The sequence below is a fragment of the Pseudomonas sp. P5_152 genome, from assembly GCF_033989915.1.
In the GTDB taxonomy this organism is placed as follows: Bacteria; Pseudomonadota; Gammaproteobacteria; order Pseudomonadales; family Pseudomonadaceae; genus Aquipseudomonas.
Genome location: NZ_JASFAH010000002.1, coordinates 4187468 through 4212364, shown reverse-complemented (window position 1 = coordinate 4212364; position 24897 = coordinate 4187468). Strand labels below are relative to the sequence as shown.

17 protein-coding genes are annotated in these 24897 nt (G+C 61.9%); 10 read left to right on the top strand and 7 right to left on the bottom strand.

Features of this window, described 5'->3' with window-relative positions; all coding sequences use genetic code 11:
* Nucleotides 1-155: 155 nt before the first annotated feature.
* Nucleotides 156-1472 (top strand): MFS transporter, encoded by a 1317-nt coding sequence (locus QMK50_RS18945; protein ID WP_320333721.1) that lies wholly within the window; start codon nt 156-158, stop codon nt 1470-1472.
* Nucleotides 1473-1585: 113 nt separating this feature from the next.
* Here QMK50_RS18945 and purT read toward each other — a convergent pair whose 3' ends face one another.
* Both purT and QMK50_RS18935 read right to left on the bottom strand, forming a co-directional pair.
* Nucleotides 1586-2767, bottom strand: a complete 1182-nt coding sequence (gene purT, locus QMK50_RS18940; protein ID WP_320333720.1) for a formate-dependent phosphoribosylglycinamide formyltransferase — start codon at nt 2765-2767, stop codon at nt 1586-1588.
* Nucleotides 2768-2868: 101 nt separating this feature from the next.
* Nucleotides 2869-3336: a VUT family protein gene (locus tag QMK50_RS18935; protein ID WP_095166637.1), complete on the bottom strand. Its 468-nt coding sequence runs from the start codon at nt 3334-3336 to the stop codon at nt 2869-2871.
* A gap of 438 nt (nt 3337-3774) precedes the next feature.
* Here QMK50_RS18935 and QMK50_RS18930 point away from each other — a divergent pair, with 438 nt between their 5' ends.
* Nucleotides 3775-3996 carry a hypothetical protein gene (locus QMK50_RS18930; protein WP_320333719.1) on the top strand — a complete coding sequence of 74 codons (222 nt, stop codon included), beginning with the start codon at nt 3775-3777 and terminating at the stop codon, nt 3994-3996.
* 451 nt (nt 3997-4447) lie between these two features.
* On the opposite strand, the gene QMK50_RS18925 is transcribed toward QMK50_RS18930, so the two are convergent.
* The 3 genes from QMK50_RS18925 to QMK50_RS18915 are packed head-to-tail and all read right to left on the bottom strand — an operon-like array spanning nt 4448 to nt 5833.
* The gene (locus tag QMK50_RS18925; protein ID WP_320333718.1) at nt 4448-4663 is read right to left on the bottom strand and encodes a DUF1289 domain-containing protein; all 216 of its coding nucleotides are present in this window, start codon (nt 4661-4663) and stop codon (nt 4448-4450) included.
* Nucleotides 4660-5184 carry a gamma carbonic anhydrase family protein gene (locus tag QMK50_RS18920; RefSeq protein ID WP_095171168.1) on the bottom strand — a complete coding sequence of 175 codons (525 nt, stop codon included), beginning with the start codon at nt 5182-5184 and terminating at the stop codon, nt 4660-4662. Before QMK50_RS18920 ends, QMK50_RS18925 begins: the two co-directional genes overlap by 4 nt.
* A 49-nt stretch (nt 5185-5233) precedes the next feature.
* Nucleotides 5234-5833: a CoA pyrophosphatase gene (locus QMK50_RS18915; RefSeq protein WP_095171171.1), complete on the bottom strand. Its 600-nt coding sequence runs from the start codon at nt 5831-5833 to the stop codon at nt 5234-5236.
* A 148-nt stretch (nt 5834-5981) separates the two neighbouring features.
* Between QMK50_RS18915 and QMK50_RS18910 the strand changes: the two genes are divergently transcribed.
* The 8 genes from QMK50_RS18910 (at nt 5982) to QMK50_RS18875 (ending at nt 20478) form a co-directional block, all read left to right on the top strand.
* Entirely contained in the window at nt 5982-6533 is a 552-nt protein-coding gene (locus QMK50_RS18910; RefSeq protein WP_159993951.1) for an NUDIX hydrolase, read from the top strand.
* A 40-nt stretch (nt 6534-6573) separates the two neighbouring features.
* A complete protein-coding gene (locus tag QMK50_RS18905) occupies nt 6574-7077 on the top strand; it encodes a L,D-transpeptidase family protein (RefSeq protein WP_095171174.1) in 504 nt (167 codons plus the stop codon).
* A gap of 414 nt (nt 7078-7491) precedes the next feature.
* On the top strand, nt 7492-8223 hold the full coding sequence (locus tag QMK50_RS18900) for a GntR family transcriptional regulator (protein WP_159993949.1): 732 nt from the start codon (nt 7492-7494) through the stop codon (nt 8221-8223).
* Between the two features lie 32 nt (nt 8224-8255).
* On the top strand, nt 8256-9362 hold the full coding sequence (gene nagA / locus QMK50_RS18895; protein WP_320333717.1) for an N-acetylglucosamine-6-phosphate deacetylase: 1107 nt from the start codon (nt 8256-8258) through the stop codon (nt 9360-9362).
* Nucleotides 9343-10365, top strand: coding sequence for an SIS domain-containing protein (locus tag QMK50_RS18890; RefSeq protein WP_159993945.1), 1023 nt, complete (start codon nt 9343-9345; stop codon nt 10363-10365). Before nagA ends, QMK50_RS18890 begins: the two co-directional genes overlap by 20 nt.
* Before the next feature lie 24 nt (nt 10366-10389).
* A complete protein-coding gene (gene ptsP / locus QMK50_RS18885) occupies nt 10390-12903 on the top strand; it encodes a phosphoenolpyruvate--protein phosphotransferase (RefSeq protein WP_159993943.1) in 2514 nt (837 codons plus the stop codon).
* A 27-nt stretch (nt 12904-12930) separates the two neighbouring features.
* Complete coding sequence (gene nagE / locus QMK50_RS18880; protein ID WP_159993941.1) at nt 12931-14646, top strand: N-acetylglucosamine-specific PTS transporter subunit IIBC; 1716 nt, start codon at nt 12931-12933, stop codon at nt 14644-14646.
* A gap of 81 nt (nt 14647-14727) precedes the next feature.
* A complete protein-coding gene (locus tag QMK50_RS18875) occupies nt 14728-20478 on the top strand; it encodes a membrane-targeted effector domain-containing toxin (RefSeq protein ID WP_320333716.1) in 5751 nt (1916 codons plus the stop codon).
* A 109-nt stretch (nt 20479-20587) separates the two neighbouring features.
* On the opposite strand, the gene QMK50_RS18870 is transcribed toward QMK50_RS18875, so the two are convergent.
* Together QMK50_RS18870 and purL are read right to left on the bottom strand one after the other, a co-directional pair.
* Nucleotides 20588-20899, bottom strand: coding sequence for an NGG1p interacting factor NIF3 (locus QMK50_RS18870; RefSeq protein WP_159993937.1), 312 nt, complete (start codon nt 20897-20899; stop codon nt 20588-20590).
* A gap of 4 nt (nt 20900-20903) precedes the next feature.
* The gene (gene purL, locus QMK50_RS18865) at nt 20904-24800 is read right to left on the bottom strand and encodes a phosphoribosylformylglycinamidine synthase (protein WP_320333715.1); all 3897 of its coding nucleotides are present in this window, start codon (nt 24798-24800) and stop codon (nt 20904-20906) included.
* Between the last annotated feature and the right edge of the window lie 97 nt (nt 24801-24897).

The window sequence follows — 24897 nt, the reverse complement described above, 5'->3', positions numbered from 1 at the left end:
CGTGCTACCCGCACCCAGTGTCTTGCGGCCAGTTGCACGACTCTGCGGCGAACGCTCCTACCTGGAGCGCCCTCCGCGCCCCACCCCAACATCCCTGGGTGCTTCAACCATAATAATTCGCTCCTCGCGAGCACATGACTGTCAGGGATAACCGCATGACGACGAGCACCACTTACGGCGAAGCCACACCTGCCCAACCGACTAACTCCGCCACCCGAGTGGCCACCGCGAGTTTTATCGGCACGGCCATCGAGTTCTACGACTTTTATGTCTACGCCACTGCCGCGGCACTGGTGATCGGCCCGGTATTTTTCCCCCAGACTTCCGGCACCGCGCAAATGCTGTCGGCCTTCCTGACCTTCGGCATCGCCTTTCTGGCCCGGCCGTTGGGTTCGGCGCTATTCGGCCACTTCGGTGATCGTATCGGGCGCAAATCGACCCTGGTCGCCTCGCTGCTGCTGATGGGCGTCTGCACCACCTTGATCGGCGTACTCCCGGGTTACAACAGCATTGGCGCCTGGGCGCCGATCCTCCTGTGCGTGCTGCGCTTCGGCCAGGGCCTGGGACTGGGCGGGGAATGGGGTGGCGCTGCCTTGCTGGCCACGGAAAACGCGCCACCGGGCAAACGCGCCTGGTTCGGCATGTTCCCGCAACTGGGTCCTTCGATCGGCTTCCTGGCCGCCAATGGCCTGTTCCTGACCCTGGCCATGACCCTGGACGACGAACAGTTCCGTTCCTGGGGCTGGCGCATTCCGTTCCTGCTCAGCGCCGCACTGGTGATGGTGGGCCTGTATGTGCGCCTCAAGCTGCACGAAACCCCGGTGTTCGCCAACGCCGTGGCACGCCAGGAACGGGTGAAGATCCCACTGGTCGAGCTGTTCAGCCAATATTGGGCACCGATGTTGCTGGGCGCAGGCTCGATGGTGGTGTGCTACGCACTGTTCTACATTTCCACCGTGTTCTCCCTGAGCTACGGGGTTTCGACCCTGGGCTACAGCCGCGAAACCTTCCTCGGCCTGCTGTGCTTCGCGGTGCTGTTCATGGCCGCCGCCACCCCACTGTCGGCCTGGGCCAGCGACCGTTACGGACGCAAGCCGGTGCTGATCGTCGGTGGTGTGCTGGCGATTCTGTCGGGGTTCCTGATGGAGCCGCTGCTGACCCAGGGTTCGACCTGGGGCGTGGCGCTGTTCCTGTGCATCGAACTGTTCCTGATGGGCGTGACGTTTGCGCCGATGGGCGCGCTGCTGCCGGAACTGTTTCCGACACACGTGCGCTACACCGGCGCATCGGCAGCCTACAACCTGGGCGGCATTGTCGGAGCCTCGGCGGCGCCGTTCTTTGCGCAGAAGCTGGTGGCGATGGGCGGTTTGAGTTATGTCGGCGGGTATGTGTCGGGGGCAGCGGTGCTCAGCTTGATTGCCGTGCTGTACCTGAAGGAGACGCGTAACAACGATTTGAATCGGGTGGCCTGATAAGACGCCATCGCGGGCAAGCCCGCTCCCACAGGATGTTCGGCTGATCACAAATTTTGTGTACACCAGAAACCCTGTGAGAGCGGGCTTGCCCGCGATAGCCGCGCTGCAGTTTAGAGCTCTACCACTACAGCCTGAGAAGCGCGGGTTGCTTTAGCCCGGGCCAATTCAATCGACTCATCGCGCGCCAGCGCCACACCCATGCGACGCTGACCGTTCACCTCTGGCTTGCCGAACAAGCGCAACGCGGTATCCGGCTCGCTCAAGGCAGCCCCCAGGTTGGCAAACGCAGTCTGGGTCGACTGTCCTTCCACCAGAATCACCGCCGAAGCCGAAGGACCGAACTGACGGATCAATGGGATCGGCAGGCCGAGAATTGCCCGGGCGTGCAGCGCGAACTGCGACAGGTCCTGGGAAATCAGAGTCACCAGGCCGGTGTCATGGGGACGCGGCGAGACTTCGCTGAACCACACCTGATCACCCTTGATGAACAGCTCGACGCCAAACAGACCACGCCCACCCAGAGCCTCGGTCACAGCCTTGGCTACCCGCTCGGATTCCGCCAGGGCAATCGGGCTCATGGCTTGTGGCTGCCAGGACTCCTGGTAATCGCCCTTCTCCTGACGGTGACCGACGGGGGCACAGAAAGTGGTGCCGCCAACGTGGCGCACGGTCAGCAGGGTGATTTCGTAGTCGAAGTCGATGAAGCCCTCGACGATCACCCGGCCTTTACCGGCACGCCCGCCTTCCTGCGCGTAGTCCCAGGCGCTCTGCACGTCATCGGCACTGCGCAGCAAGCTCTGGCCCTTGCCCGAGGAACTCATCACCGGCTTGACCACACAAGGGAAGCCCAGGTCCTCGACCGCCTTGCGATAGTCTTCGACGGTATCGGCGAAGTGGTACGGGGAAGTTGGCAGGTCGAGCTCTTCGGCGGCCAGGCGACGGATGCCTTCGCGGTTCATGGTCAGTTGCGCGGCACGGGCGGTAGGGATCACGGTGAAGCCTTCGGCCTCCAACTCCACCAGGGTAGCGGTGGCGATGGCTTCGATTTCCGGCACGATGAAGTGCGGCTTCTCGGCTTCGATCACTGCCCGCAGCGCGGCACCGTCGAGCATGTTGATCACGTGGCTGCGGTGCGCCACCTGCATCGCTGGCGCGTCGGCGTAACGATCCACGGCAATCACTTCAACGCCCAGGCGTTGCAGCTCGATCACCACCTCCTTGCCCAACTCACCACAGCCACACAGCAATACGCGGGTCGCGGTTGGCGACAATGGAGTTCCGATACGAGTCATCTGAAGTTCCTCAAAGGAGCGGATCATCGAGGGATATGGCGCAGCGCGCACTTCCCATGGGGAGAAAGCGCGGCATTTTACATGAACCAGCGGCTTTGGCCTTAGCTGACGATCGCCTGTTTGCGCAGGCGCCAGGCCATGATCAGCCACACGGCCGTCACGCCGGCGAACTTCGAGCCCAGGGCGGTGAGCAGCACGCCGGGAGTCAGGGCGTCGATCATGCCGAAGAAAATGAAGGTATCCAGGGGAATGCTCAGCGCCGAACTGATCCACAACCGGTCGTGCAAGGGCCGCTTGGTGATGCTGAACACCAGCCAATCGATGCACTCCGACACTGCAAACGCAGTGGCGCTGGCCAGGGCGATGGAAGGGTCGGATGTCAGGTACGACAACACCAGCGCCGCCAGCATGGCAATGATCGCGCCATGGCCGAAGCGGATCTGCACCATGTCGCGCAGCACGAACACCAGCCCACCCCAGGCCGACCAGATGATGTCCAGGTGTGGTGCAGTGGAAAAGGCGTAGTTGATCAGCACGACGCTGCTGATGTAGGCGATCAGGAAGAGCATGGGGCGCGGGGATACCTGGCAGATTGGCGCATAGGGTACTGCAGCGGCGCGAAGCCGCCAAATCCCAATGCGGCTGTCTGCTGTCTGCTGTCTGCTATCGGTAGGAGCAAGGCTTGCCCGCGATGGGCATAGGTATCTACACAGCTGTGGTTCGACGTTGCGCCTGTGGGCCGACTGGGGTGTTGGATCAGGCCGAGTACATATCCATTTCTGCGGTAACGGCCTCCTATGGTTCCGCTTTTACAGCGGCTCACTTTTGGAGGAGCCCAAAAGTAAGCAAAAGGCTCTTGCCCCACCACTTGGCACCTCGCTTGGGCTCGGTGTTCCCTCACTCCGGCTTGAATCCGTGGGCCGCCGCCACGCGCCATCCATGGCGCGTGGCGGCTAACCCGGCGTCCTGCCGGGTTACCCACGGCTTCAAGCCTGCGTTCGGCCAGCGTGGTTAACGGGGCGCCCAAGATCAAAAGCCAGAGCCAGAGCCAGAGCCAGAGCCAGAGCCAGAGCCAGAGCCAGAGCCAGAGCCAGAGCCAGAGCCAGAGCCAGAGCCAGAGCCAGAGCCAGAGCCAGAGCCAGAGCCAGAGCCAGAGCCAGAGCCAGATCAAAAGATTGCTGACTTCGTCAGCGTCTTGGGAAGTAGAAGCCACACCGCGCATGCCCTAGCGATCAGGTCGGCTTTCAGGCCGCCTCGCTTTGTTTTTGATCCTGGGCGCCCCGTTAACCACGCTGGCCGTACTTCGATATTGATTTGGGGGTAAACCGGCAGGACGCCGGTTTAGCCGCACTGGGCCAGGGAGGGCCCATTGCGGCGGCCCCCAAATCAATGTCGGAGTACGGGCATGCCGAGCCTAAGCGAGGCACCGAGTGGTGGGGGTAAGAGCGTTTTGCTTACTTTTGCGCTCCTCAAAAGTGAGCCGCTGTAAGAGCGGAGCCATAGGTGGCCGTTACCGAAGAAATGGATATGTACCCGGTCTAATCCAACACCCCAGAGGCCGCCACGCGAGCAAGCTCCCTCGCCACAGGCCGCTACAACGTTGTGTAGATACCTATGCCGCGATGGGTCTAAACGCGTAGTCCATCGCAGGCAAGCCTTGCTCCTACCGAAAAGGGTCGCTCAAGGCGCCGGGGTTTTGCCTAGCATCCACACTAGCCCGCTGGCCTTGGCGCGTTCATGGCACAACCCCAGCACCTGGCGGCGCTCGTCGTTGTCCATCCGGCTCCAGCGGGTAATTTCGCCGACAGTACGCTGGCAACCGGTGCAGATGTCCTGCTCGTCCAGCGCGCAAATATTCACGCAGGGCGACATCACGGGTCTTTCAGGGAGAGTCATGGTTCCTGCTCGACCAAGTCCACGGCGTACCGCTGGGAGCGATGCACATAGTGTGCGGCAGAAGCTTGGAGCATCTTTATCTGCGGCTCGGTCAGCTCGCGCACCACTTTGCCAGGCGAGCCCATGACCAGAGAACCATCAGGGATCTGCTTGTTTTCGCCGATCAGCGAGTTGGCGCCGATGATGCAGTTCTTGCCGATCTTCGCCCCATTGAGGATCACCGCGTTAATCCCGATCAGGCTGTTGTCGCCCACCGTGCAGCCGTGGAGCATGGCGTTGTGGCCGATGGTAACCCCGGTACCGAGGGTCAGCGGGTAGCCCATGTCGGTGTGCATCACGGTACCGTCCTGCACATTGCTGTTCTTGCCTATCAGGATCAGCTCATTATCCCCACGCAAGACCGCGTTGAACCAGACACTGGCGCCCTCTTCCAACTTGACCTTGCCAATCAGCACGGCATTCGGTGCAACCCAGCTCTGCGGGTGGGTCTCGACACGGGCGTCGCCCAGGCGGTATTTCATCGTTGTTATCCTCATGGCTCAGGCAGCCGCGGGTAAATGCCGGATGGCGTCAGGTATTGATAAAGCTCTTGGGAGGTTGATGCAGGCTGATCTTCGCGTCATAGAGCAGATTGATCAACTCGACAATCATGATCGCGGTCAGGCCCCAGATCTTGTATTCGCCATAACGGTAACTCGGCACATACCAACTGCGCCCCTGATAATCAATGCGGTGCGTGTGTTCACGTGGGTCCGTGCGAAAGAACTCCAGCGGCACACTGAACACTGCGGCAATCTCCGCATCGTTGGCGCGGTACTCGACGAAGTCCGGAATCACCGCCACATATGGCGTGACCTTGATTCCGTGCAGCGAGATCAGCGGACTCAGGGGCCCGATCACTTCCACCAGCCCCGGCGGCAGGCCGATTTCCTCTTCGGCTTCACGCAGGGCGGTGAACACCAGGTCCGGGTCTTCGGGATCGCGCCGCCCGCCAGGGAAGGCCACTTCACCGCCATGGGTCGAGAGCCCGCTGGCGCGCAGGGTCAGAACCAGTTCCGGTTCGTCACTGCGGGTTATGGGCACGAGCACCGCGGCTTCAGGGAAACGTCGGTCGGTTTCCAGCGTACGTGGCGTGTGATTGCTTACCCGGTGCAGTAGCTCGTCCAGCATGAGTGCTCTCGATCTGTTGGCTACCTTGCATCATGCACCAAACCTACAGGCCGCCCAACCCCTGGGCTGCAGCATGTCGCTAAACGACAACTTGCCGACAGACACTGTGGCACGCCAAGATAGGCGCGGCCTATTCGGAAGACCCAGCATGAAATTCTGCAGCCAGTGCGGTAACCCAGTAACGCAACGTATCCCCGAAGGCGATTCGCGCCTGCGGTTTGTCTGCGACAGCTGTCAGACCATTCACTACCAGAACCCCAACATCGTCGCCGGCTGCCTGCCAACCTGGGGCACCCAGGTACTGCTGTGCCGTCGCGCCATCGAACCACGCCGGGGTTACTGGACCCTGCCGGCCGGCTTCATGGAGAACGGCGAGACCGTCGAACAGGCGGCCGTGCGCGAAACTGCCGAGGAAGCCTGCGCAAGGGTGCGCAACCTGAACATCTACACGCTGATCGATGTACCGCACATCAGCCAGGTCCACGTATTCTTCCGCGCCGAACTGGTCGACCTGGACTTTTCCGCAGGCCAGGAAAGCCTGGAAGTGCAGCTTTTCGAGGAAGCGGACATCCCTTGGTCAGAGCTGGCTTTCCGCACGGTGGGCCGTACCCTAGAATGCTACTTCGCTGACCGCTTGCGGGGGGATTACCCGGTGCGCAGCGAGTCCATTCCTCCGCTTGCTCAGCCTGCGATCACTTAAACAACAAAAAGTACGCCGTACTCTCAGGGATATCGTTTTAATGCGCTGGTTGCTCGCGTTCCTCTGCCTGTCGTTCGCTGTCGTTTCCCAGGCTTCCAGCGTGGAAACCCTGGACGGCAAAATCGTCGAAAAAGTCCTGGTGCTCAAATCTGCCCGTCAGTTGCAACTGATCAATGACGGTAAGCCCATCAAGACCTACCGCATCTCATTGGGCCGCAACCCCAAGGGCCAAAAGCTCATGGAAGGCGACCGACGCACCCCCGAAGGCCTGTACTGGCTGGACTGGCGCAAAGTCAGCGAGCGCTTCAACCTGGCCATGCACATCTCCTACCCGAATATCAGCGACGCTGCGCGCTCACGCCGCGAGGGCGTGGCCCCAGGCGGCATGATCATGATTCACGGCACCCCGGACACCGAAGAAAACCCCGAAGACCTGTTCCACACCCTGGACTGGACCGACGGCTGCGTCGCCATGCGTAACGTCGACATGCGCGAAGTCTGGGGCCTGGTGCCGGACGGCACGATGATCGAAATCCGCCCGTAACCCCCTCTTCCCCCTGATCATTCCCATGCTCCGCGTGGGAATGCCTCTACGGACGCTCCGCGTTCGGCTGTTGATGTGGCGCAGAGCGTCGCGGACTGCATTCCCCCACGCAGGAGCGTGGAAACGATCTCCCCCGTCATCATTTATCAAAAATAATTCAAAAAAAATTCAGTCCGAACCAACAGCCCACCTGCAATACCACCTCCTTTCAAAAACACCGGTGCAGACCCTGATCTGATCCGTTGTCAGCGGCACCTCTAATACCACTTCAAACCCAACGCCACCACGCCCTCCAGCGGAGCGAGCCTTGGCTCGTCCGGAGCGAACCACCAGCGTTGACATGGTATTTAAGTGGTATTAGTTTTTCGCCATCACCGGGCGACAACACTCCAATATCCGCATCGGAAACCGCACATGAATCACATCCTGACCCTGCGCCCTGACGACACCCAGCCCACCCCGCTGTACCTGCAACTGGCACGCAACCTGGAAGCCGCGATTCATGCCGGCCTATGGAAAGCCGAACAGGCGCTGCCGTCGGAGCGCAACCTCAGTGAGACACTGAACATCTCCCGCGTGACCGCCCGCAAAGCCCTGGAAGTGCTGTTCGAACAAGGCCTGATCCGGCGCAGCCAAGGCTCAGGCACCTTCATCACGCCACGCCTGGAACAACCGCTGTCGCGGCTGTCCGGCTTCAGCGAAATGCTCCGCCTCAAGGGGTTCGTGCCCAGCTCGCAATGGCTGGAGCGGGAAATCACCCAGCCGACCCACGAAGAACTGATCCGCCTCGCCCTGTCGCCCTACGACAAAGTGGCGCGCCTCAAGCGCTTGCGCAAAGCCGACGACACCGTGATGGCCATCGAGATGAGCACCCTGCCCGCCTCGATCATTGCCCAGCCGCAAGCCATCGGCGATTCGCTGTATCAATACCTCGACAGTATCGGCAAGCCGGTGGTGCGCGCCCTGCAACACATTCAGGCGATCAATGCCTCGGACGAGTTCGCCGCCCTGGTGGGCATCGCACCTGGCACCGCCATGCTGCTGATGACCCGGGTCGGCTACCTGGAAGACAACACCCCGATCGAAGTCACCGACACCTATTGCCGCAACGACTACTACGACTTTGTAGCCGAACTGCGTCGCTAAAAAACGCGCCGTCAGCGCCTGAGAGCTGCCCTATGTCCGAAGACAACATCCTCACCGCCCAAGGCTGGATTCGCGGCCGGCTGATCCATGAGCACGGCCGGATCGTGCGCATCGAAGGCCAGCCCTGCGACCCGGCGGACAACGACTTGCCATACCTGCTGCCGGGCTTTATCGACCTGCACGTACATGGCGGTGGGGGCCGGGACCTCATGGAAGGTACGCCCGCCTTCGAAACCATTACCCGCACCCATGTTCGCTTTGGCACCACGTCGCTGCTGGCCACGACCATGACCGCGCCGACCGAAGAGATCACTCGCGTTCTGGGGCAGGTCGGTGAATTCTGCGAACAGCGTCTCGAAGGCTGTGCCCGGGTCCTGGGCGTGCACCTCGAAGGGCCGTACATCAACCCCGGAAAACTGGGCGCCCAACCGAACTTCGCTCACACCGCGTTGCTGGCCGAGGTCGAGGCCTATCTGGCACTGGCGCCAATCCGGGTGATCACCATTGCCCCGGAAATCGCCGGTCACGACAAACTGATCCGTGCCTTGAGCGACCGTGGCGTACGCATGCAGATCGGCCACACCCAGGGCAGTTACGAGGAAGGCGTCGCGGCACTTGAAGCCGGTGCCACCAGCTTCACCCACCTCTACAACGCCATGAGCCCGTTGCATCACCGCGAACCGGGGATCGTCGGCGCGGCACTGGCCCACGCCCAATACGCCGAATTGATTCCGGACCTGCTTCATGTGCATCCCGGGGCGATCCGCGTGGCCCTGCGCTCGATCCCGTGCCTGTATTGCGTCACCGACTCCAGCGCCGCCGCCGGCATGCCGGATGGCGAGTACAAGCTGGGCAGCCACACCGTGACCAAATGCCTGGGTGGCGTGCGCTTGCCCGACGGCACCCTGGCCGGCAGCACCCTGACCATGGATCAGGCCCTGCGCAACCTGGTGAAGATCGGCCTGCCACTGTGCGAGGCCTCGCAACGCCTTTCGCAATTTCCCGCCGACTACCTCGGCCTCCCTGAGCGCGGCCGCCTGCAACCCGGCGCCTGGGCCGACTGCGTACGCCTGGATCGCTCACTCACACTGACCGCCGTGATGGTCGAAGGAGAAGACATTGACTTCAAAAATGCTTGAAGAGGCCCTGTCCTCGTACAAGGCTGTCGAACGCCAGTTGCAGCAACTCGATCCACAGATGATCGAGATCGCCGGGCGCCTGAACCGTCAGCCACCGCAAGTGGCGATGACCGTCGCCCGTGGCAGTTCCGATCATGCCGCAAGCTACTTCGCCTATCTGGCCATGCAGCATGTAGGCGTACCGGTGGCATCGTTGCCGATGTCGGTGGTCACCCTGCAGCAGGCGCCGCTGAAGGTCAGCGGCCAGGCGGTATTCGCTTTCTCGCAGTCCGGGCAGAGTCCTGACCTGGTCAACAGCCTGCGCCTGTTGCGCAAGCGCGGCGCCTTGAGCATTGCCATGGTCAACGCCGAGAACTCGCCACTGGAGGCCGCGTGCGAGTTCAGCCTGCCTCTGTGTGCCGGCACTGAAAGCAGCGTGGCCGCGACCAAAAGCTTCATCGCCACCCTCACTGCCAGTGCACGCTTGATTGCCCACTGGAAGCAGGACGCCGAGTTGCTGGAAGCCGGCCTCGCCCTACCCCAGGGGCTGCGCGAAGCCGCAACCCAGGACTGGAGCCTGGCCGTCGATGTCCTGCGCGATTGCCAGCGGCTGATGGTGATCGGCCGTGGCGCCGGCTTTGCCATCGCCCAGGAAGCCGCCCTGAAACTCAAGGAAACCTCGGCGATCCAGGCCGAAGCCTTCAGCAGTGCCGAAGTGAAGCACGGCCCCATGGCCCTGATCGACGACCACTATCCGCTGCTGGTGTTCGCCCCCCGGGGTGCCGAACAGGCTGGCCTGTTGAGCCTGGCCGCCGAGATGCGCCAGCGTGGTGCCCATGTGTTGCTGGCCGCCCCCGATGACATCGGCGAACGCGACCTGACGCTGAGCCGCGCCGAACACCCGGCGCTGGACCCGATCCTGGCGATCCAGAGTTTCTACGTGATGGCCGCCGGCCTCGCGCAAGCCCGTGGCATGGACCCTGACCAGCCACGTCACTTGAGCAAAGTGACCCGCACCCACTAACACGCCTGAGTCGAGTAGCGAGCCATGCACAACAACAATAAAGAACTGACCCTCAGTGCCCCGCTCAGCGGTCCGGTGCTCACGCTGGCCAAGGTCCCGGACCCGGTGTTCGCCAGCGGCGCCATGGGCGACGGGATTGCCATCGACCCACTCAGCGATTGCCTGCATGCGCCCTGCGATGGCGTGATCATTCAGGTGGCCCGCACCGGGCATGCACTGACTCTGCGGGCCGACAACGGTGCTGAAATCCTGCTGCACGTGGGCATCGATACGGTCGAGTTGAAGGGCGAAGGCTTTGCCCTGCTGGTCAAAGAGGGCGCACGGGTCAACAACGGCCAAGCGTTGGTGCGCTTTGACCTGGACCGCATCGCCCGCCAATGCAAAAGCCTGGTCAGCCTGATCATTCTCACCAACAGCGATCAGTTCGAACTGCAACCGCTGGCGCAGCACTCGGTCACCCTGGGAGAGCCGCTGCTGCGCATCGTGGCGCGCCAGGTATTAACCCTTCCGCCGGCACCCGTCGAAGATGCCCATCGCGAAGCCAGCGCCAGTGTCCGCGTGACCCACCGCGGCGGCCTGCATGCGCGCCCCGCCGCTCTGATTCGCAAGACCGCACAGGGCTTCAGCAGCCGGATCGAGTTGCACGTTGCCGGCAAGTCGGCGGCCTGCGACAGCCTGATCGGCCTGATGGGCCTGGGGATTGGCGAACAGGATGAGGTGCAAGTCACCTGTCGCGGCAAGGATTGCGAGGCGGCGCTGCAAGCCTTGCTCGCCGCACTATCGGTGGTTAGCCACGAGGACGCCCCCGCCCCGGTAGCCGTTCCCCCGCGTCGCGCGCCCGCCGAAGCCGGAGTGTTGCAAGGTGTCTGCGCCGCCCCCGGGCTGGTCTGCGGGCCATTGTTCCGGTTGAACGGGATTGAGTTGCCAGCGGACCCGCGCAATCACTCGGCTGACGAGCAACTGCAACAACTGGATGGTGCCCTGGAGCAGGTTCGCGGCGAAATTCGCCACACCCTGGACCACGCTCGTCAGCGCAAGGAGCTGGAGGAAGAAGAAATCTTTGCCGCCCACCTGGCGCTGCTGGAAGACCCGACCTTGCTCGAAAGCGCCACCCGTGACATCGAACAGGGCAGCGCCGCCACCCACGCTTGGCGTGATGCGATCCAGGCCCAATGCGCGGTGTTGCTGGGGTTGGGCAAACCGTTGTTTGCCGAGCGCGCCAACGATCTGCGGGACTTGCAGCAGCGGGTATTGCGCGCGCTGCTGGGCGAGGCCTGGCATTTCGAGTTGCCGGCCGGCGCGATCGTCGTCGCCCATGAATTAACCCCCTCGGACCTGCTGCAATTGAGCGAACAAAACGCCGCTGGCATCTGCATGGCCGAAGGTGGCGCAACCTCCCATGTGGCGATTCTCGCCCGGGGCAAAGGCTTGCCGTGTGTGGTTGCGCTGGGCGGCGAGGTGCTGGAGGTGCCTCAAGGCCAGCGGGTGGTGCTGGACGCCGCCAACGGTCGCCTGGAGCTGACTCCCAACGAAGCACGCCACGCCGAAGTCCACCAGATCCGCGATGCGCAAAAGCTGCGACGCCAACAGCAACAAACCCAGGCACAAGCGCCGGCGCAGACCCGCGATGGCGTTGGCATTGAAGTAGCGGCCAATGTCGCTTCCAGCCGCGAGGCGCAAGTCGCCTTTGAAAACGGCGCTGACGGCATTGGCCTATTGCGTACCGAATTCCTCTTCGTTGATCGTCGCACCGCGCCTGATGAACAAGAGCAACGCTTGGCCTATCAAGCCGTGCTGGATGCCATGGGCGACAAGCCAGTGATCATCCGCACCATCGACGTCGGCGGCGACAAGCAACTGGACTACCTGCCGCTGCCGGCGGAAGCCAACCCGGTACTCGGCCTGCGGGGCATTCGCCTGGCCCAGGTGCGTCCGGAACTGCTGGACCAGCAACTGCGCGCCCTGCTGCAAGTCAGCCCGTTGGCACGCTGCCGGATCCTGCTGCCGATGGTCAGCGAAGTCGACGAGTTACTGCACATCCGCCAACGCCTGGATGAGCTGTGCGCCGAACTGGCGCTGACCCAGCGCCCGGAGCTGGGGGTGATGATCGAAGTGCCCGCCGCCGCGTTGATGGCCGAGCAGTTGGCCGAACATGCCGACTTCCTGTCCATCGGCACCAATGACCTGTCCCAGTACACCCTGGCCATGGACCGCGACCACGCCGGCCTTGCCGCACGGGTCGATGCCCTGCACCCGGCGCTGTTGCGGCTGATCGCCCAGACCTGCGCCGGTGCGGCAAAACATGGCCGTTGGGTCGGCGTGTGCGGCGCATTGGCGTCCGACCCAACGGCCACCCCGGTACTGGTCGGCCTGGGCGTGAGCGAGCTGTCCGTCAGCCCGCCGCAAATCGCTGAAATCAAGGACCGCGTCCGTCACCTGGACGCGGCGCAATGCCGGCAACTGAGCCAGGGCCTGCTCAACCTGGGCAGCGCCAAGGCCGTTCGCCAAGCCTGTCAACACCACTGGCCGCTGAGCTGACAACAACAAGAAAAATGGAGACTCGCCATGTACCAACACTTTATCGAAGGCCTGCAACGCCTGGGCCGCGCACTGATGCTGCCGATCGCGATCCTGCCCATCGCCGGCCTGTTGCTGCGCCTGGGCGACACCGACCTGCTGAACATCGCGGTGATGCACGACGCCGGGCAAGCGATCTTCGCCAACCTGGCGCTGATCTTTGCCATCGGCATTGCCGTGGGGTTTGCCCGAGACAACAACGGTACGGCGGGGCTTGCAGGGGCGATTGGCTACCTGGTGATGATCTCCACACTCAAGGTGCTGGACTCGACCATCAACATGGGCATGCTCGCCGGGATCGTCAGCGGCCTGATGGCCGGCGCGCTGTATAACCGTTTCAAGGACATCAAACTGCCGGAGTACCTGGCGTTTTTTGGCGGACGACGGTTTGTGCCGATTGCCACCGGGTTCTCGGCCGTTGGCCTGGGGGTGATCTTCGGGCTGATCTGGCCACCGATCCAGCACGGCATCAACAGCTTCGGCGTGTTACTGCTGGAAAGCGGCAGCTTCGGTGCATTTATCTTCGGCGTATTCAATCGCTTGCTGATCGTCACCGGCTTGCACCACATCCTCAACAACATGGCCTGGTTCGTGTTCGGCAGTTTCACCGACCCGATGACCGGTGCCGTGGTGACGGGCGACCTGACCCGCTACTTTGCCGGTGATCCGAAAGGCGGCCAGTTCATGACCGGCATGTTCCCGGTGATGCTGTTCGGCTTACCCGCCGCCTGCCTGGCGATGTACCGTAATGCCCTGCCGGAGCGGCGCAAGATCATGGGCGGGATCTTCTTGTCGATGGCCCTGACCTCGTTCCTCACCGGCGTGACCGAACCGATCGAATTCGCCTTCATGTTCCTCGCGCCCTTCCTGTATTTGCTGCATGCGCTACTGACCGGTTTGTCGATGGCCATTACCAACTTGCTGAACATCCATCTGGGTTTTACGTTCTCCGGTGGTTTTATCGACATGGTCCTGGGCTGGGGAAAATCCACCAATGGCTGGTTGGTGATGCCCGTGGGCCTGGCCTACGCCGTGGTCTACTACAGCGTGTTCAGCTACTGCATCCGGCGCTTCAACCTGAAGACGCCGGGGCGCGAAGACACTCAAGTCGCACCGGCCGAAGTCATGAGCGACCATCAGCGTGCCGGCGCCTACATCCGGGCCTTGGGCGGCGCCGCCAACCTGCTGAGTGTCGGAGCCTGCACCACGCGTCTGCGCCTGGACATGGTGGATCGCAACAAGGCCGTGGACGCCGATCTGAAAGCGCTGGGTGCGATGGCTGTGGTTCGGCCAGGCAACGGTGGCAGCTTGCAGGTAGTGGTCGGGCCGATGGCCGACAGCATCGCCGACGAAATCCGCTTGGCCATGCCAATGTCGGGCAAGGCACCGTTGCCAGGCACAGCCATGCCGCCTCAGGCGCCCCCTGTCGCAACGCCTCAGGCTCAACAATGGCTCGATGCGCTGGGCGGCCATGACAATGTGCGGCAACTGGACTGCGTGGCCATGACCCGTATTCGTCTGCAACTGGCGGACAACAAGGCGCTCTCGCAAACCGCGCTCAAGGCGCTGGGATGCCAGGGCGCCAGCCTGCTCGATGATGGTGGCGATGGTGTCTGGCACTTGCTTTTGGGGGACAGGGCCTCGGGCCTGAGCGAGGCGCTCGAGTCACTGATCAAGCACAACACCGAACGCGCCAAGGCCTGATCCCGATATCTATTTACCGCCTGCCTACAGGCACCGCCCTGCATGCTGATGACTTCACTTATCAGCATGGAGAGCGTGCCCATGAATACTGCCAGCCCCCGTACCTCCACGTCATTTGACGAAATCAAAGGCTATCTCAACCAGATCGGCCAGTACCTGTTTCAGGTTGAAACTCCCTGGATCCCCGAAAGCCAACCGTCGGCCGAACAACGCTACCTCAATCGCTTGAACGGCCTGATCCAGACGAGCCGCCAGCAATATCTCGACAAGGCCCGTGCCCACTATCAGCCATTGAAAGACAGCAACCTGCACAGCGAGGAAGGGCAGCAACTGCTCACCACCCTCAAGTCCACGCTCAATGACCATCTGCTGGAACTCGATCTGCGCCACCAGATTGACGCTAAGCCACGCAAGTCCTTCATGACCTACGATGCCGGGTTCACCGCGCTGGAGCACGAAGCCAGGCTCGGCGTTCAAGACCGTCTGCTCCACCCGCAGGAAGCCGCCATAGTGGAGCGGGCACCGCTGTTCCCGACCCTGCGCCCGGGCCTGTATGCCTTGCAGTTCAGTTATCAGGAAAACAGCGTTGAGTTGGCTGGCGCCTTTGTCGTCACGGAAAAAAACAGCCCGCAGGCAAGCGACTTGAGCACGGCGCAAGACGTGGGCCAGGTTCTACTGTTCACCCCGGCACGCGGCATCGAATCCTTTGACTCCCTGGCCCTGCTCGACAACCACCTGTTGCAGAGCCTGGATCACCCCAGCGGCCAGCGTGAATTCAAAGCGTTGCTGCCGGTGCGCTATCACGCACTGAGCGCCGCCGGTATCTGGCCACTGCAATTGTCGCCCATCGTCGACAAACCGTTGTTCGAGCACACCGACGGCGCGCTGATCGACAGGCGTACCCAGGATATCGACCACGCCTTGAGCCTTGTGGATAACCCGGCCCAAGACCCGGCGCACGTGATCAATGCCCTGGACCAGGCCATCACCGCCGCCATGCCCGACCTCACGGCCCGCCTGGAGCTCCGAGCGCAGACCCTGCTTGAGCGCTGCTTGCGCTACAGCGCACCCGACTGGTATCGCAGCGCCAGCGAAGCCGCCCGGGCCACGCTGGCGGAACATCTCAATGGCTATAACCAGGCCCGACAGACCCTGCTGAACCTGCTGGCTCCCGCCACAACCCCCCAGAGCCTGGCTCGCCATCAATGGCTTGAGCGCCTGAGCGACGAGCTGGATATCCATGACCTGGAACCGGAGCACTTACAGCTCAGCACCCGTCGTTTCGTGGCTAACGTCGGCCACTACGATCACCAGCGGAACCTGATCGAACTGGCCCTGCGCGGCCTGCATAGCGGTGACGAAAGCAGGGGTTCCCCCTTCCGGACCCAAACCACCCTCACCTACAACGACGCGCCATTGCCCGAGGCCTACCAGGACGTGACACCCACCTGGCTCGCGCAGCAGATGACCAGTCTGCAACCGCGCATCGACTTTGCCAATGTGCAACGGGCACTGCATGCCCGAGCCGAAGTCAGTACCGCCATCGAACAGATGCTCGACCGACGCATTAACGCGCTGGCCTACACCGTCGTCCTGCAAGGCCACATAAGCGAAGACGACTTCCAGTTGATCCAGCACCTGCGCCAAGGCACCGACCCTCGACTCAACGCCGACACTCTCGGCGCCAGCTCGCTTGCGCTGCACGATGCGCAACTTCTGGATCTCTGGGTGCTGCGCCGCACAAATGCCAGCGGCACAGTCGACCGTATCCTGCTGTGCACACCCGAAGCACCGCGTGAGCAGCAGTTTCATGCCTTCGACACGGAGCTGGCGTGCCAGCAGCACATCCTCGGCTGGACGCTGGGCAATGGCCTCAATCCCCCTCCCGGCAGCCTGACCGACTACTTGATCACCCGCCTGCCCTTGCGCTTTCGCAACAGCATGAAAAACGTACTGAGCGGGCTGACCTTCAAGTTTCACGCCCAGGAGTACAAAGAGGTCGCCTTCATCAACACCGGTACCCACGCCGAATGCCTCAAATCGATGGCGCGTCATGTACTGGTCACGCGTATAGACGACTACGCGTTCAGCACACCGGGCTGGTATCGCTCGACCACCCACGAGAGCAGAAGAATACTCGCGACACGGGCTGAAAATGCCGAGGGCGCCCTGGATGCCTACAGCGCACATCCCTTGTCTGAAACCCAATTCCCCGACTTCAACGCCTTTTTGCATGAAAACGCCAAACGGCGATTGAACGAAATGCTCGGTCGCCCTCGAAACGATGTGGACCCGGACACGGTCTGGGTTTACTCGCCAGCATCTCTGGTCGGCACTCCCGATTCCCCGCCCATGACGTACACCCGGCTCTATCGTGATGGCTATGCCGACGGCGTGGGTTTTCTCGATGAAAAGTTTTCCCGTTCGGCAACCTTCAAAGGGCCAGAAGGTATCGATCTGCGCGCCCTGACAGCCGAAAAGGTCGCACGCTCGGTAACCGGTGCCTGGATTGGCGAGCGCTACATCGACAAGGTCAGGAGCGAGCTGTTGAAGCCGGACGACTCCGCCTATGCCTTCCGACGTGATGCAGTACTGGCCATCATCCAGCAACAACTGCTCAGCGCCGCCCTGGAGTCCAGGCTCAAGGGGGACATCGCCAACGTCGACCTGCAATGGCTTGAGCAAAGCATCTCCAGCATGGCCGACACTTCGCAGGCAACCCGAGGGACCTACGCCATCCATCGCTTGCTGGTGGACGGTGACTGGGTCATCGATAACTACCTGTTCAGCCACGGCACAAACCCCGTGCTGCTTTACACGCCGCAGGCACCCGACGGGGTCAGTTTTCGCGAGGCCAGGCAGTTCAATTACCTGCTCAAGAAAACGCCCGGCATGATTGCCTACTTCACAAATCGGGTCGGCGTGTCCTCTCAAGTGCGGGTCCGCCAGTTTCTGGAAGAGGCCCGCCAAGGGCTGCCCGAAGACCTGGACAGCAGCAGTACCAGCCCGGCGCGTTACGACTCAACGCGCACAGTGCCGCCGATATCCGACCTGCGCCAGGCGCTGTACAACATGAAGCTGCAACGCAAGATCGATGATGTGTACGCCACCACCGTCAATCGCACACAGATGATTACCGGTATTCTCTGGACCTGCGTGGAATGGGGCGTGGCCATTGCCACCGCACCATTCCCGCTCCTGAGCTTGAGTACCGGCCTGCTGCTGGCCTTCAAAGACGCCATGCTCGCGCTGCACGCCTACCATCAGGGCGATACCGCCGCAGCCCTTGAGCACTTCGCGGGCTACTTGCTCAACAGTGCCGGAGCCGTACTGACAGACCTGCGTCCGGCATTACGCTCACTCAAACCCCTCGGCAAACTGGCACGCCTGCCCGCTGCCAAGGCAGAGCCGGTACGGGCAATGAAGTTGATCAAAGCGCTGGAGCCTGCGCAGCCGACGCCAGTGGGCATGCAATCGGTGATCTTCGAGGGGCAACACCTTTGGGCCCCCAACACGCCGGATGTCATTGGCCGCTACTTGCTGTATCGCCTCGACCCTGCCAGCGGGAAATTGGTCTCGACCACGCGTGTGGCCGCACCGAACGCCGAAGGCGTCTGGAAACGTACAGGGGTTTCCGGTGGGGCTCCGGAGTACGAAGCACTGCCTGAAACGCCCAAGCCGCTTAGTGTCTATGAGATGCCCGAGAAAAAATGGCGTGACCTTGTGCCTGTCCTGGACCCACAGGTACGGAGCACTTTGCTCCGCTTGAACACCGAGTATGATATGCCCCCCGGCTCCATATTGGGCTCTGCCGCAGACAGTATGAAATCGCTGCACGGTATTTACGTGCAACAAGTCGAACGCCTGACCACGGACGCGCGGAATTTTTTCACCTTCCTCGATCCGCTCCCCCCACCTGCTGCCGTCCCGCCCGTTGAGGCCAGTACTTCATTGGCGCAGCTGATCGACAGCGACGCCTTTGCCGGCAACAAAAATCTGATTATCGGTGCAGTGCCAGGCTCCATCGCCAGCAAACAGGTGTTGATCGAACAGATGGACGCGTTGGTCGCGAAAGGCTTCAAGCGCTTGTACCTGGAATACCTGCCGGGGGATGTCTTCAGGCCGAAGCTTGAAAAGCTCAACAAAGGCAAGTCCTGGCTGAACATCAAGAAGCATCTGCAGACCATCGACACAGCCTTCGGCTTCGCCGAGGACGCGGACTTCTCTTATGTCGCCCTCGTGCGCACGGCCCAAGAGAAGAAAATCCAGATCAAGGCCCTGGACGCGACCACCTCCTATCAACTGGATGACTCCATGACGATGCTGGGTACCTCGCCCTCCACCACACCACGGGACAACAGCCTGAGAAACTTCTACTCCCATAAAGTCATCCAGGCCGATGTGGCCGATGCCCCGGATGAGCGTTGGATCGCGCTGGTGGATCAGTCGCGCTTGAGGACCTTCAATGAAACACCTGGCCTGGCCGACCTGCAAAACGCCGTCGCCCTGCGCATCGACGATGTCGGGTTGGATCAACCGGTGGGCATCTGGGTGGACACCCCTGGCTCGATAACCGGTGACGCGCTAGCCAAAGGCGACTATCGCATGAGCCTGCAAACCCCCTATAAAGCCCCTGCCCCCCTCCAGGCTGTTGCTGCCCCCGGCGCTCAACATTTCGATAATTTTGATATTCCCGGCGCGATGAGGGACGAGATTGATCACCAGTCCCAGAACCGATATGGCCTGGACTCTCGTTACCGCCCACAGGGACAAGAAAGCGGCAAAGCATTCGACATGTTTGTCGCACTGCGAAAGCGCTTGAAGAGTGAAGCCGAGCGCTATTTCACCGAGTACGTGGCGCCCGCAAAGCCAACACTTCCCGAGATAACGGCGGCCACCACGCCCGAATCGTTCCTCAAACAAATCGTCGATGGCCCCTATCCAGGGCTGATACTGGGTGAGGCTCACGGCCAGCAATCGTGCAAGGCGTTCCTACGAACCCAGATGAAAAAGCTCAGTGAGCTGAAATTCGAGACCCTCTACGTGGAACACCTGTGGACGGATCTGCACCAGGCACAGTTGGATGCGTTCTTTGAGTCTCAGCACCTGACCGGCCAGCTCAAGGCCTTCCTGAAAAGCCAGGATGCCGGCCACATGCCGTTCTACACGGGACCCAATACCTACTCGGAGGTCTACCAGGCCGCCGCCAAGTACAAGATTCGCATCAAGGCCCTGGACTGCGCCGCCAGCTATAACCTCAAGGGCATCTCCGACGGCGATGAAACCCGCGCCAGCATGTTCAACTACTTCGCCACCCAGGTCATTCAGGCCGACCAGGCTGCACGTGGGCCACACAAATGGATTGCCTTCGTCGGCAATAGCCACGCCAATCGTTACATGGGGGTGCCTGGGTTGGCGGAAACACTGGGCACAGTCAGTTTGAATATCAGGGACGCCGCGCCCACGCTGAGCAAAAGGATTCACCACAGTGCCTGGGAGACCATCACCACTAAACCTGGCTGGCCCGCGCTACGGTGCGACTTCGACCTGGATGAAGGGGTGGCGGGCATGAAAATACCAGCCCCCTTTACCCCCGTCGACCGTTCGAAATTGAGCGAGGCCGGGTACTTCCTGATCGAGCGCCCCTCCCGCCTTGAAACCAACCTGGTGCACCGCTCCAGTACCGGGGAAATTATCTCCACCCCGATCCAGGTGGACGACAAAGGTCTGTTTTTTATTGATCGTTGGGGCAAGCGCGATCAACGCTTCCTGCACCAGTTCACCTTGATCGAAATGCTTAAAGCGGATGTACACCTGAGGCCCGCACCGTAAGCCCAGCCTGCTGCAACCCGTCACCTGATCGACACGTTTAAAAGGCATGTACAAAAAAACCCGCTGGCCAGATCGGCACAGCGGGTCTTTTGTTCGGGCAGGGTGCGCATCAGAAATCCGCTAGCTGCCACACCTCATAAGCCGGTGTCTCATAGGGATGGTTGAGCTTCAACGCAGCCACTACCGCGACGATCAGCTCATCGGCCACCACCAGCTCAACCTTCCATTCCTCGACCACTTCGACCTGACCGACCTGGCCGATAAACGGCTGACTGCCGTCCATCGCCCGGAACTGGCCCTGGCCCAACACCTGCCAGGCACAACTGTCGTAGAGGCCGATGCGCCCGCCACCGGCTGCAAAGACGGCGGTTTTCACCGTCTCTACATGGCTGTCGGGCACAAAGAAGCTGAGCTTGTACACCGACTTAGTTCACCCACACGCGAGCATTACGGAACATGCGCATCCACGGTGCATCTTCGTTCCACTCTTCCGAGCGCCACGAGTTCTGCACAGCGCGGAATACCCGCTCCGGGTGCGGCATCATGATGGTCACGCGACCGTCACGGCTGGTCAAACCGGTGATCCCACGCGGCGAACCGTTCGGGTTGGCCGGGTAGCTCTCGGTAACCTTGCCGTGGTTGTCGACGAAACGCATCGCCACGCAACCCGACAGATCCGCTTCCAGCAACGCCTCTTCGCTGGAGAACTCGGCATGACCTTCACCGTGGGCAATGGCGATTGGCATGCGCGAACCGGCCATGCCTTGCAGGAAGATCGAGTTCGACTCCTGCACCTGGACCATGGCCACACGGGCTTCGAACTGCTCGGAACGGTTACGCACAAAGTGCGGCCAGAACTCGCTGCCCGGGATCAGTTCGTGCAGGTTGGACATCATCTGGCAACCGTTGCACACCCCGAGGGTGAAGCTGTCGTTACGCTCGAAGAAGCCCTGGAACGCATCGCGGGCGCGGCTGTTGAACAGGGCCGACTTGGCCCAGCCTTCACCGGCACCCAGAACGTCGCCGTAGGAGAAACCACCGCAAGCCACCAGGCCCTTGAACTCGTTCAGGTCGACGCGGCCGGCCAGAATGTCGCTCATGTGCACGTCGATCGCGCTGAAACCGGCACGGTCGAACGCTGCCGCCATTTCCACCTGGCCGTTGACGCCCTGCTCACGCAGTACGGCAACTTGTGGGCGAATGCCTTTCTTGATGTAAGGCGCGGCGATGTCCTGGTTGACGTCGAAGCTGAGCTTGACGCTCAGGCCCGGGTTGTCTTCCTCCAGCAGCACGTCGAACTCTTGTTCGGCGCAGTCGGCGTTGTCACGCAGGCGCTGGATCTGGTAGCTGGTCTCGGCCCACTGGCGTTGCAGCAGTCGACGCTGGCCTTCGAACACGGTGTCACCGTTGAAGGTGATGTTGATCTCGCCGTTGTTCATTGGCTGGCCGATCACCGACACGCAGTCGCCCAGGCCCGCAGCGCTGAACTGCGCGAGGATGTCCGGGGTAGCGTCCTGGCGTACCTGGATCACCGCGCCCAGCTCTTCGTTGAACAGGATCGCGGCGATGTCGGCCGAGGTTTCCGCCAAACCGTCGAGGTTGAGGCTCAGGCCGCAGTGGCCGGCAAACGCCATTTCCACGGTGCTGGTCAACAGGCCACCGTCGGAACGGTCGTGGTAAGCCAGCAAGTGACCGTCGGCGTTGAGGCCCTGGATCACCGCGAAGAAGGCTTTCAGGTCTTCGGCGTCGTCGACGTCCGGAGCCTGGCTGCCGAGCTTGCCGTGCACCTGGGCCAGGATCGAGGCGCCCATGCGGTTCTGGCCACGACCCAGGTCGATCAGGATCAGGTCGGTGGTGCCCTTGTCCATGCGCAGTTGCGGGGTCAGGGTCTGGCGGATGTCGGTCACTGGGGCAAAGCCGGTGACGATCAGCGACATCGGCGAGGTCACGGTCTTGTCGACGCCCTCGTCGTTCCAGCGAGTGGCCATGGACATCGAGTCCTTGCCCACTGGAATGGTGATGCCCAACTCAGGGCACAGCTCCATACCGACCGCTTTCACGGTGTCGTACAGACGCGCGTCTTCGCCCGGGTGACCGGCAGCCGACATCCAGTTAGCCGACAACTTGATGTCGGAGAGCTTGGCGATGCGCGAAGCGGCGATGTTGGTCAGGGTTTCGCCGATGGCCATGCGGCCCGACGCCGGAGCGTCCAGCAGGGCCAGCGGAGTACGCTCGCCCATCGCCATGGCTTCACCGGTGTAGACGTCGAAGCTGGTGGCGGTCACGGCCACGTCAGCCACGGGTACCTGCCATGGGCCAACCATTTGGTCACGGGCCACGAGCCCGGTGATGGTGCGGTCGCCAATGGTGATCAGGAAGCTCTTGCTGGCCACGGCCGGGTGATGCAGGACGCGCTCGACACAGTCGGCGATGTTCAGGGTCGACGGATCGAAATCGTCACCCAGTTCGTTTTCCCGAACCACCGAACGGTGCATGCGCGGAGCCTTGCCCAGCAGCACTTCCAGTGGCATGTCCACCGGGCTGTTGCCGAAGTGGCTGTCAGTCACGGTCAGCTGTGGTTCGGCAGTGGCTTCGCCGACCACGGCAAACGGGCAGCGCTCACGTTCGCAGATAGCCTTGAAGCGCTCGAAGTCGGCCGGGCCGACTGCCAGGACGTAACGCTCCTGGGATTCGTTGCTCCAGATTTCGTGCGGGGCCATGCCCGGCTCGTCGTTTGGAATATTGCGCAATTCGAAACGGCCACCGCGGTCGCCGTCGTTGACCAGTTCCGGGAAGGCGTTGGACAGGCCGCCCGCACCCACGTCGTGGATGAAGCTGATCGGGTTGTGTTCACCCAACTGCCAGCAACGGTCGATGACTTCCTGGCAACGGCGTTCCATTTCCGGGTTTTCGCGTTGTACCGAAGCGAAGTCCAGGTCTGCCGAGCTGGTGCCGGTGGCCATCGAGGAAGCGGCGCCGCCACCCAGGCCGATCAGCATCGCCGGGCCACCCAGCACGATCAGTTTGGAGCCGACGAGGATCTCGCCTTTTTGCACGTGCTCTTCACGAATGTTGCCCATGCCGCCGGCCAACATGATCGGCTTGTGGTACCCGCGCACTTCATCACCGTGCGGCGTGGTGATGGATTGTTCGAAGGTACGGAAGTAACCGGTCAGTGCCGGACGACCGAATTCGTTGTTGAACGCCGCGCCGCCCAATGGGCCTTCGATCATGATGTCGAGGGCGGTGACGATGCGCTCAGGCTTGCCGTACGGCACTTCCCACGGCTGTTCGAAGCCCGGGATCTGCAGGTTGGATACGGTGAAGCCGGTCAGGCCAGCCTTCGGCTTGGCGCCGCGACCGGTTGCGCCTTCGTCGCGGATCTCGCCACCGGAGCCGGTGGACGCGCCCGGGAACGGGGCAATCGCCGTCGGGTGGTTGTGCGTCTCGACTTTCATCAGGATGTGCACCGGCTCCTGCACCGCACCGTACTGGCGGGTTTCAGGGTCCGGGAAAAAACGTCCGGCAACGGAGCCGACGATCACCGAGGCGTTGTCCTTGTAGGCCGACAGGACACCTTCGCTGTGCATCACGTAGGTGTTCTTGATCATGCCGAACAGGCTTTTTTCCTGGCTTTCACCGTCAATATCCCAACTGGCGTTGAAGATCTTGTGGCGACAGTGCTCGGAGTTCGCCTGGGCGAACATCATCAGTTCGATGTCGTGCGGGTTGCGCTTGAGGCCGATGAAGGCGTTGACCAGGTAGTCGATCTCGTCTTCGGCCAGGGCCAGGCCCAGCTCGACGTTGGCGGTTTCCAACGCGGCGCGACCGCCACCCAGGACGTCGATTGCCGTCAGCGGCTTAGGCTCGGAGTGACTGAACAGACCGGCAGCCTGTTCAAGGTTCTCCAGGACGATCTGGGTCATGCGGTCGTGCAGGCCGTCGGCAATCAGCTGGGCCTGGGCGTCGGTGAACTCACCGGCGACATAGAACGCGATACCGCGCTCCAGGCGCTGGATTTTCGCCAGGCCGCAGTTACGGGCAATGTCGCTGGCCTTGCTCGACCAGGGCGAAATGGTGCCAAACCGCGGCAACACCAGGAACAGACGACCGGTCGGCTCTTGTACCGGAACGCTAGGACCGTACTTCAGAAGGCGCGCAAGCACCTGCTGTTCGTCGCCGGTCAGGACGCCGGTGACTTCGGCGAAGTGAGCGAATTCAGCATACAGGCCAGTAACAGCTGGAACCTTCTGGCTCAGTTGCTCAAGGAGTTTGCTGTGGCGAAAGGCAGAAAGGGCAGGAGCGCCGCGCAGGATCAACATCTTCGGGACAGCCTCGGAAGGGGGTGTGCTTTGAGGCCGTGCATTCTAGCCTAAACCGCCCGCGACAGCACCCGAAACGCTACACCCGGTATCACCC